This is a genomic window from Pseudomonas sp. CC11G (assembly GCF_056174845.1).
Map to the genome: position 1 here is coordinate 119320 of NZ_JBWBZC010000011.1, position 13741 is coordinate 133060.

Below are 13741 nucleotides of genomic sequence, written 5' to 3' on the forward strand. Positions count from 1 at the left end.
GGCATGGTTAGCGCTCTGCGTCGCGGTCTGCTGGTGTTGTTGGCGGTTTTCCCTCTGTTCGCGTCTGCCGGTCCGGCTGCGCAGGACATCGTGCAGAAAACCACTGACGAACTGTTGAGCGACCTTAAGGCCAATAAAGATGCTTACAAGGCCGACCCACAGAAATTCTATGACTCGCTGAACCGCATCATCGGGCCAGTGGTGGATGCCGACGGCATCTCCCGCAGCATCATGACCGTCAAATACTCGCGCAACGCCACCCCGGCGCAGATGAAGCGCTTTGAAGAAAACTTCAAACGCAGCCTGATGGAGTTCTACGGCAACGCTTTGCTGGAGTACAACAATCAGGATATCCGCGTGTTGCCCAGCAGCGGCAAGCAGTCCGACCCGGAACGCACCAGCGTGAATATGGAAGTGCGTGACACCAAAGGCACCGTGTACCCGGTCAACTACACCATGACGCTGGTGAACGGCGAATGGATGCTGCGTAACGTCACTATTAACGGCATCAACATCGGCAAGCTATTCCGCGATCAGTTCGCCGACGCCATGCAGAAAAATGGCAACGACCTGGACAAGACCATCGACGGTTGGGCGCAGGTAGTGGCGAACGCCAAGAACACCGAAGACGGGCAGAAGGCTGCAGGTCATGACGACTGATAGCGTGATTCGCCAACAGGCCGACGGCGTTTTGCAGTTGGTGGGCGTGCTGGATTTTCGTACTGGCGCCGGGCTGCGTGATGAAGGCGAGAAGCTGATTCGCGCCTCGGCCGCTACCACCGTGGTGGTCGACTGCGCCGAGGTCGAGCACTCCAGCAGTGTTGGGCTGTCGCTGCTGCTGGCCTATATGCGGGTGGCCAAGCAGGCCGGCAAAACCTTGGCGGTGCGTGCGCTGCCAGTGGAAATGCGGCAGATTGCCGAAGTGTCTGGCTTGTTGACGATTTTGCCGTTACAAGCGTAACGCCGGCGATTGGCGGCGATTAGTAGTAAAAGCAGTTAGCAAAATTCGAAGGCCCTCTGTCAGTGTTCCGTATTCCGGGGTTCGCAGGCGGGGGGCTTTTTGTATCATGGCCGACCCGCGCGCGTAGGGCGCCGATTGAGGTTTAGCATGCAGGCCGTAGAAGTTAAAAGCCTCCTTGAGGAAAAGCTGTCCGATACCGAGGTCAACGTGGAAGGCGAAGGCTGTAATTTCCAGTTGAACGTCGTCAGTGATGAATTGGCGGGCATGAGCCCGGTCAAGCGTCAGCAGCAGGTCTATGCCCACCTCAACCCGTGGATCGCCGATGGCAGCATCCATGCGGTTACCATGAAATTCTTCAGCCGCGCCGCTTGGGCCGAGCGTTCCTAAGCCCACGGGCGACGAGACTCCTATGGATAAATTGATTATTACCGGCGGCGTTTGCCTCAATGGCGAAATCCGCATCTCCGGGGCGAAGAACTCCGCCCTGCCGATTCTGGCTGCAACCCTGCTGGCCGATGCGCCGGTTACCGTATGCAACCTGCCGCACCTGCACGACATCACCACCATGATCGAGCTGTTCGGTCGTATGGGCATTGAGCCGGTGATCGATGAGAAGCTCAGCGTTGAAGTCGACGCCCGTGCCATCAAAACCCTGATCGCCCCGTACGAGCTGGTGAAAACCATGCGTGCGTCGATTCTGGTACTCGGCCCGATGGTCGCGCGCTTCGGTGAAGCCGAAGTGGCCCTGCCTGGCGGTTGCGCGATTGGTTCGCGTCCGGTCGATCTGCACATCCGTGGCCTCGAAGCCATGGGCGCGATCATCGACGTGGAAGGCGGCTATATCAAAGCCAAGGCGCCTGAAGGCGGCCTGCGCGGTGCGCACTTCTTCTTCGATACCGTCAGCGTGACCGGTACCGAGAACATCATGATGGCCGCCACCCTGGCCAAAGGCCGCAGCGTGCTGGAAAACGCCGCACGCGAGCCGGAAGTGGTCGACCTGGCCAACTGCCTGATCGCCATGGGCGCGAAAATTACCGGCGCCGGTACCGACACCATCACCATCGACGGTGTTGAGCGTCTCGGCGGCGCGCGTTACAGCGTGATGCCCGACCGTATCGAAACCGGCACCTACCTGGTGGCCGCTGCGGCTACCGGCGGCAAGGTGAAGTTGAAAGACACCGATCCAACCATCCTCGAAGCCGTCCTGCTGAAGCTTCAGGAAGCCGGCGCGGAAATCACCACCGGTCCGGACTGGATCGAGCTGGATATGAAAGGCAAACGTCCAAAGGCCGTGAACCTGCGTACCGCTCCGTATCCGGCATTCCCCACCGACATGCAGGCGCAGTTCATTGCCCTGAACGCCATTGCCGAAGGCACTGGTGCGGTGATCGAGACCGTGTTCGAAAACCGCTTTATGCACGTGTATGAAATGACCCGCATGGGCGCGCAGATCCAGGTCGAAGGCAACACCGCCATCGTCACCGGCACCCAGACGCTCAAGGGCGCGCCAGTAATGGCCACCGACCTGCGTGCATCGGCCAGCCTGGTGATCTCGGCCCTGGTGGCCGAAGGCGACACCCTGATCGACCGCATCTACCACATCGACCGTGGTTACGAGTGCATCGAAGAGAAGCTGCAGTTGCTGGGCGCGAAAATTCGCCGCGTACCGGGCTAGTACAGCCAGGCCCCGTTCGGCGTTCTGCCGGGCGGGGTGCGCAACTGCCGGAAACCAGGTTTTAAGGACACAACGCGCCATGTTGACCATCGCCTTATCCAAAGGCCGCATTCTTGACGACACCCTGCCATTGCTGGCCAAGGCTGGGATCGTGCCGACCGAAAACCCGGACAAGAGCCGCAAGCTGATTATCCCTACCACCCAGGACGATGTGCGTTTGCTCATCGTGCGCGCCACCGACGTGCCGACCTATGTCGAACACGGCGCGGCCGACCTCGGCGTGGCCGGTAAAGATGTGCTGCTGGAATACGGCGGCCAGGGCCTGTACGAGCCGTTGGACCTGCAAATCGCTCGCTGCAAGCTGATGACTGCCGGCGCCGTTGGCGTACCGGAGCCCAAAGGCCGCCTGCGTGTGGCGACCAAGTTCGTAAACGTGGCCAAGCGTTACTACGCCGAACAAGGCCGTCAGGTTGAAGTGATCAAGCTGTACGGTTCCATGGAACTGGCACCGCTGGTTGGCCTGGCCGACAAGATCATCGACGTCGTCGACACCGGCAATACGCTTAAAGCCAACGGTCTGGAAGCCCAGGAACTGATCGCCCACATCAGCTCCCGCCTGATCGTCAACAAAGCCTCCATGAAGATGCAGCACAAGCGCATCCAGGCCTTGATCGATACCCTGCGCGATGCGGTGGAAGCGAACCACCGAGGCTAAACCTCTTTGTGCGTGACCATCGGTCACGCCTGCCTATCCTCGTCATAGCCATCTTTCTCGGGCGTCCACAGGATTGGCTTGGTAGCCTAGCGACGCTCGAGAACCGGTAAAGCCCAACGCTTTGCCGTTCCGAATGTCCATGACTATCACGAGGCCCGTTATGACTGCTCCTATCGCCATCCGCCGACTCAATGCCGCTGACCCGGGCTTCACCAAGCATCTGGATCATCTGCTGAGCTGGGAAAGCGTGTCGGATGACGGCGTCAACGAGCGCGTGCTGGACATCATCAAGAACGTGCGCGAGCGCGGCGATGCGGCCCTGGTGGAATACACCCAGCGCTTCGACGGCCTGACCGTCAACAGCATGGCCGACCTGATTTTGCCGCGTGAGCGTCTGGAACTGGCCCTGACCCGCATCACGCCCGCCCAGCGCCAAGCCCTGGAAGTGGCCGCCGAGCGCGTGCGCAGCTACCACGAAAAACAGAAGCAGGATTCCTGGACCTACACCGAGGCCGACGGCACCGTGCTGGGCCAGAAGGTCACGCCGCTGGACCGCGCCGGCCTGTACGTGCCGGGCGGCAAAGCGTCATACCCGTCGTCGGTACTGATGAACGCCATTCCAGCCAAGGTCGCCGGCGTGCCGGAAGTGGTCATGGTGGTGCCGACCCCGCGTGGCGAAATCAATGAAATCGTGCTGGCCGCTGCGTGCATCGCCGGTGTTGACCGCGTGTTCACCATCGGTGGCGCCCAGGCCGTAGCGGCCCTGGCCTATGGCACCGAGAGCGTGCCGCCGGTGGACAAGATCGTCGGCCCCGGCAACATCTATGTCGCCACCGCCAAGCGCCACGTGTTCGGCAAAGTCGGCATCGACATGATCGCCGGCCCTTCGGAAATTCTCGTGGTGTGTGACGGCCAGACCGATCCGGACTGGATCGCCATGGACCTGTTCTCCCAGGCCGAACACGACGAAGACGCCCAATCGATTCTGCTCAGCCCCGACGCCGAGTTCCTCGACAAGGTGGCCGCCAGCATCGCCAAGCTGCTGCCGACCATGGAACGCGAAGCCATTATCCGCACCTCGATGGAAACCCGCGGCGCGCTGATTCTGGTGAAAGACATGGAGCAAGCCATCGAAGTGGCCAACCGCATTGCACCGGAGCACTTGGAATTGTCCGTTGCCGACCCGGACGCCTGGCTGCCGCACATTCGCCACGCTGGTGCCATCTTCATGGGCCGCTACACCGCCGAGGCGTTGGGCGACTACTGCGCTGGCCCGAACCACGTGCTGCCAACTTCCGGCACTGCGCGCTTCTCCTCGCCGCTGGGCGTGTACGACTTCCAGAAGCGCTCGTCGATTATCCATTGCTCGGCAGAGGGCGCATCGGAACTCGGTAAAAGCGCCTCGGTGCTGGCCCGTGGCGAGTCGCTGACCGCCCACGCCCGCAGCGCCGAATACCGCATCAAGTCGTAAATCGGTCCACGCACGACCGTAGGATGGGTTAGCCGAAGGCGTAACCCATCAGCCCCAACACAATTTTGAGGAGAGAAGGGCAATGAGCAAATTCTGGAGCCCCTTCGTCAAAGACCTGGTGCCGTATGTACCCGGCGAGCAGCCCAAGCTGAACAACCTGGTCAAGCTCAACACCAACGAAAACCCCTATGGCCCGTCGCCCAAGGCGATTGCTGCGATGCAGGCCGAGCTTAACGACAACTTGCGTCTGTACCCGGACCCCAACGGCGAGCGCTTGAAGCACGCGGTCGCCGAGTATTACGGCGTGCAGCAAGCGCAAGTGTTTGTCGGCAACGGTTCGGATGAAGTATTGGCCCACGCTTTCCACGGCCTGTTCCAGCACGGCAAGCCGCTGCTGTTCCCGGATATCAGCTACAGCTTCTATCCGGTTTACTGTGGCCTGTACGGCATTCCGTTCGACGCCGTGCCGCTGGACGAGCAGTTCCAGATCCGCCCGCAGGATTACGCCAAGCCCAACGGCGGCATCATTTTCCCTAACCCTAACGCGCCGACCGGTTGCGTGCTGGCGCTGGACGCCATCGAGCAGATTCTGCAGGCCAACCCGGACAGCGTCGTGCTGGTGGACGAAGCCTATATCGATTTTGGCGGCGAGACGGCCATCGGTTTGGTGGACCGTTATCCGAACCTGCTGGTATGCCAGACCTTGTCCAAATCCCGTTCGTTGGCCGGCCTGCGCGTCGGTTTTGCAGTCGGCCATCCGGACCTCATTGAGGCGCTGGAGCGCATCAAAAACAGCTTCAACTCCTACCCGCTGGACCGCGCCGCCATCGCCGGCGCCGCGGCGGCGTTCGAAGACAAAGCCTACTTCCAGCAGACCTGCCAGGCCGTAATCGATAGCCGCGAGAAGTTGGTGGCCGAGATGACCGCATTGGGTTTTGACGTGCTGCCGTCGGGCGCCAACTTTATCTTTGCCCGCCACCCGGACAAGGACGCTGCCACCCTGGCCGCCGGCCTACGGGAACAGAGCGTGATCGTGCGGCACTTCAACAAGCCGCGTATCGCCCAGTTCCTGCGGATCACCATTGGTAATCCGGCGCAGAATCAGGCGTTGGTGGATGCGTTGAAGCAGCTGTAATGGCTGCCTGAATAAAAAAGCCCGGCTAAGTGCCGGGCTTTTTGTTGATGGGCGACTTATTCGCTCGCATCACTGGTAGCAGGCGGCGGCCGCAAGCCAATCTCTGCCGTCAGCTCCATCGGCTTGCCGTTGCGCATGATCTCGATGCTGGTTTTCTCGCCCGGTTTGGCGCGTGCCACCTGGTTCATCGAACGACGACCATCGCTGGCCGGCTCACCATCAATGCTCAAAATCAGATCGCCCGGTTGCAGGCCGGCCTTCTGCGCCGGGCCGTCACGGTAGATACCGGCAACCACAATGCCGGGCCGGCCATCGAGGCCAAACGATTCTGCCAATTCCGGCGTCAGCGGCTGCACTTCAATGCCTAGCCAGCCACGAATCACCTGGCCATGCTCGATAATCGCCTTCATCACATCCAGCGCCAGTTTGGTCGGAATGGCAAAGCCGATGCCTTGCGAGCCGTTGGACTTGGACAGAATCGCAGTGTTGATACCCACCAGATTGCCGTGGGCATCCACCAGCGCACCGCCGGAGTTGCCGGGGTTGATGGCGGCGTCGGTCTGGATAAAGTCTTCGTAGGTATTGAGGCCCAGCTGGTTACGGCCGGTAGCGCTGATGATGCCCATGGTCACGGTTTGCCCGACGCCAAACGGGTTGCCGATGGCCAGCGCGACATCGCCGATGGCGACGTTATCGGAGCGGCCGAGGGTGATCGACGGCAAGTCCTTGAGGTCGATCTTCAAGACCGCGAGGTCCGTTTCCGGGTCGCTGCCGATGACGCGGGCCAGGGTTTCGCGGCCGTCTTTCAGCGCCACTACAATCTGGTCGGCGCCGGCAGTCACGTGGTTGTTGGTCAGCAAGTAGCCTTCAGGGCTCATGATCACCGCCGAACCGAGGCTCGACTCCATGCGGCGTTGCTTGGGCAGGTTGTTGCCGAAGAAGCGGCGGAACTGCGGGTCTTCGAACAACGAGTTGGCCGGCTTGCTGACAATCTTGGTGGTATACAGGTTGGCAACCGCCGGAGCGGCGACGGTGACCGCGTCGGCGTACGACACCGGCCCCTGCTGAGCCACGCCATATTGCGGCGCCTGCTGCATATGCACATCCTGGCGCGGCAGGCCGACCCATTGCGGGTAGTACTGGATAATCAGCAACGCGAGCAGTACACCGACCAGAAGCGGCCAGCCAAGATAACGCAGAGCCTTGAACATCGATAAATCCTGAGGGTTGCGAGGGCCATGACAGGCCCTTAAGGTGGCGGCCATTATAGAGGCCGTCGCGGCAATAAAAAGCAGCTTAGATTTGTACGGGAGAGTAAATGTTATGGCGATTGCGCTGACCACCCTGCTGGACGAGGCCGACCGTTTTCTCGGCGCCGCGCGCATTGCCGACTACTGCCCCAACGGCTTGCAGGTGGAAGGGCGGCCGCAGGTGCGGCGCATCGTCAGCGGCGTGACGGCCAGCCAGGCGCTGCTCGATGCCGCCGTCGAAGCCGACGCCGATGTGGTGCTGGTGCACCACGGCTACTTCTGGAAAGGCGAGAACCCCTGCGTGGTCGGCATGAAGCAGCGCCGTCTGAAAACCCTGCTGAACAACGACATCAGCCTGCTGGCCTACCACCTGCCGCTCGACCTGCACCCGCAGGTGGGCAACAACGTGCAGCTGGCGCAGCAACTGGAAATCACCGTCGAAGGCCCGCTGGACCCGGAGAACCCGAAAGTAGTCGGCCTGGTCGGTTCGCTCGACGAACCCATGAGCGCCCGCGACTTCGCCCGCCGCGTGCAGGAAGTGCTCGGCCGTGAGCCGCTATTAATAGAAGGCTCGCAGATGATCCGCCGCATCGGCTGGTGCACCGGCGGCGGCCAGGGCTATATCGACCAGGCCATTGCCGCCGGCGTCGACCTGTACCTCACCGGCGAAGCCTCAGAGCAAACCGTGCACAGCGCTCGCGAAAACGACATCAGCTTTATCGCCGCCGGCCACCACGCCACCGAGCGTTACGGCGTGCAGGCACTGGGCGAATACCTGGCTAAACGCTTCGCCCTCGAACACTTGTTTATCGACTGCCCCAACCCTGTGTAGCGGCCCTGTTTAGCGGGAATATCGCTAGATCGTTTCGATCTAAAAGGCTGCCTGAATAGAATAGGGTGCTGTGCTAAAGTGCCGCCCTCGTCCACGGCCCGTAGGCCGTCCAATAACGCTCTCTTCGTGAGAAAGCCGTGAGTAGCCATGCTCGATAAATTGACGCATCTGAAACAGTTGGAGGCGGAAAGCATCCACATCATCCGCGAGGTCGCCGCCGAGTTCGATAACCCGGTGATGCTGTACTCCATCGGTAAAGATTCCGCGGTCATGCTGCATCTTGCCCGCAAAGCGTTTTTCCCCGGCAAGCTGCCGTTCCCGGTCATGCACGTGGATACCCGCTGGAAATTCCAGGAGATGTACTCGTTCCGCGACAAGATGGTGGCGGACCTGGGCCTGGACCTGATCACGCACGTGAACCCGGATGGCGTGGCGCAGAACATCAACCCGTTCACCCACGGCAGCGCCAAACACACCGATATCATGAAAACCGAGGGCCTCAAGCAGGCGCTCGACAAGCACGGCTTCGACGCCGCCTTTGGTGGCGCACGCCGCGACGAAGAGAAGTCCCGCGCCAAAGAGCGCGTGTATTCCTTCCGCGACAGCAAGCACCGCTGGGACCCGAAAAACCAGCGCCCTGAGTTGTGGAACGTCTACAACGGCAAGGTGAACAAGGGCGAATCGATCCGCGTATTCCCGCTCTCCAACTGGACCGAGCTGGATATCTGGCAGTACATCTATCTGGAAGGCATCCCGATCGTTCCGTTGTATTTCGCCGCCGAGCGCGACGTGATCGAAATGAACGGCACGCTGATCATGATCGACGACGACCGCATCCTCGAGCACCTGTCGCCCGAACAGAAAGCCAGCATTCACAAGAAGATGGTGCGTTTCCGTACCCTCGGCTGCTACCCACTGACTGGCGCGGTGGAATCCACCGCCACCAGCTTGACCGACATCATTCAGGAAATGCTCCTGACCAGAACCTCCGAGCGTCAGGGTCGCGTTATCGACCATGACCAGGCCGGTTCGATGGAAGACAAGAAACGTCAGGGGTACTTTTAATATGTCGCACCAATCCGAGTTGATCAGCGAGGACATCCTCGCTTACCTGGCCCAGCACGAACGCAAGGAAATGCTGCGCTTCCTCACCTGCGGCAACGTCGATGACGGCAAGAGCACCCTGATCGGGCGCCTGCTGCACGACTCGAAAATGATCTACGAAGACCACCTCGAAGCCATCACCCGCGACTCGAAAAAAGTCGGCACCACCGGTGAGGACATCGACCTGGCGCTGCTGGTAGACGGCCTGCAAGCCGAGCGCGAGCAAGGCATCACCATCGACGTGGCCTACCGCTACTTCTCCACCGCCAAGCGCAAATTCATCATCGCCGACACCCCCGGCCATGAGCAGTACACCCGCAACATGGCCACCGGTGCCTCGACCTGTGACCTGGCGATCATTTTGGTGGACGCCCGTTACGGCGTGCAGACCCAGACCCGTCGCCACAGCTACATCGCGTCCCTGCTGGGCATCAAACACATCGTCGTCGCCATCAACAAGATGGACCTCAAAGGGTTCGACGAAGGCGTGTTCGAGTCGATCAAGGCTGATTACCTGGAGTTCGCCGAGAAGGTGGCCCTGAAGCCAACCTCGATTCACTTCGTGCCGATGTCGGCGCTGAAGGGCGACAACGTGGTGAACCACAGCGACCGTTCGCCGTGGTACAGCGGCCAGACGCTGATGGAAATCCTCGAAACCGTGGAGATTTCCGCCGACCGTAACTTCACCGACATGCGTTTTCCGGTGCAGTACGTCAACCGTCCGAACCTGAACTTCCGTGGGTTTGCCGGCACCCTGGCCAGCGGCATCGTGCACAAGGGCGACGAAGTCGTCGTGCTGCCGTCGGGCAAGAGCAGCCGCGTGAAATCCATCGTCACCTTCGAAGGCGAGCTGGAAAGCGCAGGCCCGGGTCAGGCCATTACGCTGACTATGGAAGACGAAATCGATATTTCCCGTGGCGACCTGCTGGTGCATGCCGACAGCAAGCCACTGGTGACCGACAGCTTCGAAGCCATGCTGGTATGGATGGCCGAAGAACCGATGCTGCCGGGCAAGAAATACGACATCAAACGCGCCACCAGCTACGTGCCGGGATCGATTGCCAGCATCGTGCACAAGGTCGACGTGAACACCCTGGAAGAAGGTGCGGCAAGCAGCCTGCAGCTGAACGAGATCGCCAAGGTCAAGGTCAGTCTGGACGCCTCCATCGCGCTGGACGGCTACGACCGTAACCGCACCACCGGCTCGTTCATCATCGTCGACCGCCTTACCAACGGCACCGTTGGCGCCGGCATGATCATCGCCGCGCCGGTTGGCGGTCAGGGCGGTGGTGTGCACGGCAAGCTGGCCCACGTAGCCACTGAAGAACGCGCTGCACGCTTTGGTCAGCAACCGGCCACCGTGCTGTTCAGCGGTTTGTCGGGCGCCGGCAAGAGCACCCTGGCGTATGCCGTGGAGCGCAAACTGTTCGATATGGGCCGTGCGGTTTACGTGCTCGATGGCCAGAACCTGCGTCACGACCTGAACAAAGGTCTGCCGCAAGACCGCGCCGGGCGTACCGAGAACTGGCGTCGTGCGGCGCACGTCGCGCGTCAGTTCAACGAAGCCGGCTTGATCACCCTGGCCGCGTTCGTGGCGCCGGATGCGGAAGGCCGTGAACAGGCCAAGACCCTGATCGGCACTCAGCGTTTGCTCACCGTGTATGTGCAGGCGTCGCCGCAAGTGTGCGCCGAACGTGACCCGCAAGGCCTGTACGCCGCCGGTGGCGACAACATTCCGGGCGAGTCCTTTCCGTATGACATTCCGCTGAATGCCGACCTGGTGGTCGACACCCAGAGCGTGTCGGTGGAAGAGGGCGTGAAGCTGGTGCTGGATCTGTTGCGTAGTCGCGGCGCGATCTAACCCGCGGTTTGATCGCCGTTCGACCAATAAAAAGCCCCGCATCTGCGGGGCTTTTTATTGGCGGCGATTTAACGCGGCGAGGTGTCGCTTACCGGCGGCTTCTTCAAACCGAAGGTGGCATCCAGCATCCCCGGCGCATCGGCGCTTTTTGGCGCGTAATCACGGGGTACTTCGGAATCTTTCGGCGGAGTCAGGCGCTCACGGGTGCCCGGTTTTTCGTCATGCAGCGCGGCCAGCAAACGCTGACGGGTGAGTTCATCCAGGGCCAGACGGTTAGCGCCTTCAGAAAGGTGCTCCTGCACTTCCTGGTAGCTCTGGGTAAGTTTTTTCACCAGGCTGGCGGTGGTGTTGAAGTGGGTGACCACTTCGCTCTGGTAGCTATCGAAACGTTCCTGGATTTCGTCCAGCTGCCGTTGCGTGCGGCTCGGTGCGGCGCTGGGCACCAGGCGGGCCACCAGAAAACCAATGGTGACGCCTGCGAGCAGGGCGAGTGCCGGGAGTAACCAGGCCAATAGGGTCTGTTCCACGAGTCCTTCCTCTATAAACGGCTTTGCATTACGGTAACGGCTCACACCTGCGCTGTATAGCGCGGCGCTGCCTCACAGGGCGAGCGTCGTCAGATGCGCCGCTCGCAAGATCTTATCCAAGACGTGTCGACCCCTTGTCGGGTCACGGAGTTCCCGTTGTCAGCTCGCGAAGTCTCCCTGTTTATTGATGGGCCCACCGGCCAACTCGAAGCCCTTTACCTCGACCTGCCCGACGCCCGTGGCTGGCGCTGATCTGCCACCCAAATCCGGTGCAGGGCGGCACCATGCTCAACAAAGTAGTGTCGACGTTGCAGCGCACCGCGCGCGATGCCGGCTACGCCACGCTGCGCTTCAACTACCGCGGCGTGGGCGCCAGTGAAGGCGCCAGCGAAATGGTCAGCGGCGAAGTGGACGACGCTGAAGCCGTGGCCAACTGGCTGCTGGCCGAAAAGCCGGGCCTGCCGCTGAACCTGTTCGGCTTTTCCTTCGGTGGGTTTGTCGCCGCCAGCCTTAGCGGTCGTCTGGAAGCGCGCGGCGTGGAAATCGAGCGGCTGTTTATGGTCGCCCCCGCCGTCAGCCGCCTGAACGAGCAGAACCCGATTGCCCAGCGCGGCGCCCTCACCCTGATTCAGCCCGAGCAGGATGAAGTGATTGCGCCAGATAGCGTTTTCGCCTGGTCCGCCAACCTCGACCGTGCCCACGAGCTGCTGAAAGTGGCAGAATGCGGGCACTTTTTTCACGGCAAGCTCACGGAGCTCAAAGACCTGCTGCTGCCGCGCCTGTCGAACTGACTTAATAAGCGAACGCCATGACCACTCGTATCCTTACCGGTATCACCACCACCGGCACGCCGCACCTGGGCAACTACGCGGGCGCCATCCGCCCGGCTATAGTCGCCAGCCGCGCCGCCGACGCCGACTCGTTCTACTTTCTGGCCGACTACCACGCCCTGATCAAATGCGATGACCCGCTGCGCATTCAGCGCTCGCGTCTGGAAATTGCCGCGACCTGGCTGGCCTCGGGGCTGGATACCGACCGCGTGACGTTCTATCGCCAGTCCGATATTCCGGAAATCACCGAGCTCACCTGGCTGCTGACCTGCGTGGCGGCCAAGGGCCTGCTCAACCGCGCTCATGCCTATAAGGCTTCGGTGGATAAAAACGTCGAGCAGGGTGAAGACCCGGACGCCGGCGTAACCATGGGCTTGTTCAGTTACCCGGTGCTGATGGCGGCGGACATTCTGATGTTCAACGCCCACCAGGTGCCGGTCGGCCGCGACCAGATTCAACACGTGGAAATGGCCCGCGATATCGGCCAGCGCTTTAACCACCTGTTCGGCAAGGGCAAGGAATTCTTCGTGATGCCGCAAGCGCTGATCGAAGAAAGCGTCGCCACCTTGCCGGGCCTGGACGGCCGCAAGATGTCGAAAAGCTACGACAACACCATTCCGCTGTTCGGCAGCGCCAAGCAGTTGAAGGCGGCGGTCTCGTCCATTGTCACCGACTCGCGGGCGCCAGGCGAAGCCAAAGACCCGGACAACTCGCACCTGTTCACCCTGTACCAGGCGTTCTCCACCGCTGCGCAGCAAGCCGAATTCCGTGCCGATCTGCTGGGCGGTCTGGCCTGGGGCGAAGCCAAGCAGCGTCTGTTTGAACTGCTGGACAACGAATTGGGCGAGGCGCGTGAGCGTTACAACGCGCTGATCGAGCGCCCGGCCGACCTGGAAGACATTCTGCTGGCCGGTGCCGCCAAGGCCCGCAAGATCGCCACGCCGTTCCTCGGCGAGCTGCGTGAGGCCGTGGGCCTGCGCTCGTTCCGCAGTGACCTGCAAAACACCCAAAGCACTAAGAAGAAAGCCGTAAAAGGCGCGCGCTTTGTCAGCTTCCGTGAAGACGACGGCAGCTTTCGCTTCCGCTTGCTGGCGGCCGATGGCGAGCAATTGCTGCTGTCGAAACTCTTTGCCGACGGCAAAACCGCCGGCCAGGTGAGCAAGCGTTTGCAGGACGGTAGCGAGCTGGATGTGCGCGTTGAAGGCAACGGTTTTGCGTTATGGCTGGATGACGAGGCCGTCGGTGCCAGCCCGCAATTCGCCGATGCCGCCGCCTGCGAGCAGGCTGTTGCGCAACTGCGCGACGCTCTGGCACCCCAGCCAGAGTGAGGGTGGACGGCCAGCCGGCATGGCTGGCCGATTGCCAAGCAACGGGGTCGCC

The 13741-nt window shown here is 61.3% G+C and carries 13 protein-coding genes and 1 pseudogene; 12 read left to right on the plus strand and 2 right to left on the minus strand.

Annotated features, from left to right (window positions below; genetic code table 11):
- Nucleotides 1–3: 3 nt before the first annotated feature.
- The 7 genes from AC0V2S_RS15130 (at nucleotide 4) to hisC (ending at nucleotide 5957) form a co-directional block, all read left to right on the plus strand.
- Nucleotides 4–660: an MlaC/ttg2D family ABC transporter substrate-binding protein gene (locus tag AC0V2S_RS15130; RefSeq protein WP_475510456.1), complete on the plus strand. Its 657-nt coding sequence runs from the start codon at nucleotides 4–6 to the stop codon at nucleotides 658–660.
- Nucleotides 650–961, plus strand: coding sequence for an STAS domain-containing protein (locus AC0V2S_RS15135; protein ID WP_475510457.1), 312 nt, complete (start codon nucleotides 650–652; stop codon nucleotides 959–961). Before AC0V2S_RS15130 ends, AC0V2S_RS15135 begins: the two co-directional genes overlap by 11 nt.
- 147 nt (nucleotides 962–1108) lie before the next feature.
- Nucleotides 1109–1348 carry a BolA family protein gene (locus tag AC0V2S_RS15140; RefSeq protein WP_271195400.1) on the plus strand — a complete coding sequence of 80 codons (240 nt, stop codon included), beginning with the start codon at nucleotides 1109–1111 and terminating at the stop codon, nucleotides 1346–1348.
- A gap of 22 nt (nucleotides 1349–1370) precedes the next feature.
- Nucleotides 1371–2636 carry a UDP-N-acetylglucosamine 1-carboxyvinyltransferase gene (gene murA, locus AC0V2S_RS15145; RefSeq protein WP_457439086.1) on the plus strand — a complete coding sequence of 422 codons (1266 nt, stop codon included), beginning with the start codon at nucleotides 1371–1373 and terminating at the stop codon, nucleotides 2634–2636.
- Nucleotides 2637–2715: 79 nt separating this feature from the next.
- A complete protein-coding gene (gene hisG, locus AC0V2S_RS15150; RefSeq protein WP_108096159.1) occupies nucleotides 2716–3351 on the plus strand; it encodes an ATP phosphoribosyltransferase in 636 nt (211 codons plus the stop codon).
- Between the two features lie 160 nt (nucleotides 3352–3511).
- Complete coding sequence (gene hisD, locus AC0V2S_RS15155) at nucleotides 3512–4822, plus strand: histidinol dehydrogenase (protein WP_475510458.1); 1311 nt, start codon at nucleotides 3512–3514, stop codon at nucleotides 4820–4822.
- Between the two features lie 82 nt (nucleotides 4823–4904).
- Nucleotides 4905–5957: a histidinol-phosphate transaminase gene (gene hisC / locus AC0V2S_RS15160; protein WP_475510459.1), complete on the plus strand. Its 1053-nt coding sequence runs from the start codon at nucleotides 4905–4907 to the stop codon at nucleotides 5955–5957.
- 56 nt (nucleotides 5958–6013) lie between these two features.
- On the opposite strand, the gene algW is transcribed toward hisC, so the two are convergent.
- Nucleotides 6014–7168, minus strand: a complete 1155-nt coding sequence (algW, locus tag AC0V2S_RS15165; RefSeq protein ID WP_475510460.1) for a Do family serine endopeptidase AlgW — start codon at nucleotides 7166–7168, stop codon at nucleotides 6014–6016.
- A 112-nt stretch (nucleotides 7169–7280) separates the two neighbouring features.
- Between algW and AC0V2S_RS15170 the strand changes: the two genes are divergently transcribed.
- From AC0V2S_RS15170 to cysN, 3 genes are all read left to right on the plus strand, one after another.
- Entirely contained in the window at nucleotides 7281–8039 is a 759-nt protein-coding gene (locus tag AC0V2S_RS15170; RefSeq protein ID WP_475510461.1) for a Nif3-like dinuclear metal center hexameric protein, read from the plus strand.
- A 147-nt stretch (nucleotides 8040–8186) separates the two neighbouring features.
- Nucleotides 8187–9104 (plus strand): sulfate adenylyltransferase subunit CysD, encoded by a 918-nt coding sequence (cysD, locus tag AC0V2S_RS15175; protein WP_475510462.1) that lies wholly within the window; start codon nucleotides 8187–8189, stop codon nucleotides 9102–9104.
- Nucleotide 9105: 1 nt separating this feature from the next.
- A complete protein-coding gene (gene cysN, locus AC0V2S_RS15180) occupies nucleotides 9106–11004 on the plus strand; it encodes a sulfate adenylyltransferase subunit CysN (protein ID WP_475510463.1) in 1899 nt (632 codons plus the stop codon).
- Between the two features lie 68 nt (nucleotides 11005–11072).
- Here the strand turns inward: cysN and AC0V2S_RS15185 are convergent, their stop codons facing one another.
- Nucleotides 11073–11531, minus strand: coding sequence for a Z-ring associated ZapG family protein (locus tag AC0V2S_RS15185; RefSeq protein ID WP_271195390.1), 459 nt, complete (start codon nucleotides 11529–11531; stop codon nucleotides 11073–11075).
- A gap of 156 nt (nucleotides 11532–11687) precedes the next feature.
- On the opposite strand from AC0V2S_RS15185, the pseudogene AC0V2S_RS15190 reads away from it, so the two are divergent.
- Nucleotides 11688–12322: pseudogene (locus tag AC0V2S_RS15190) on the plus strand (alpha/beta hydrolase).
- A 17-nt stretch (nucleotides 12323–12339) separates the two neighbouring features.
- Nucleotides 12340–13689 carry a tryptophan--tRNA ligase gene (locus AC0V2S_RS15195; RefSeq protein ID WP_475510464.1) on the plus strand — a complete coding sequence of 450 codons (1350 nt, stop codon included), beginning with the start codon at nucleotides 12340–12342 and terminating at the stop codon, nucleotides 13687–13689.
- Nucleotides 13690–13741: the final 52 nt, after the last annotated feature.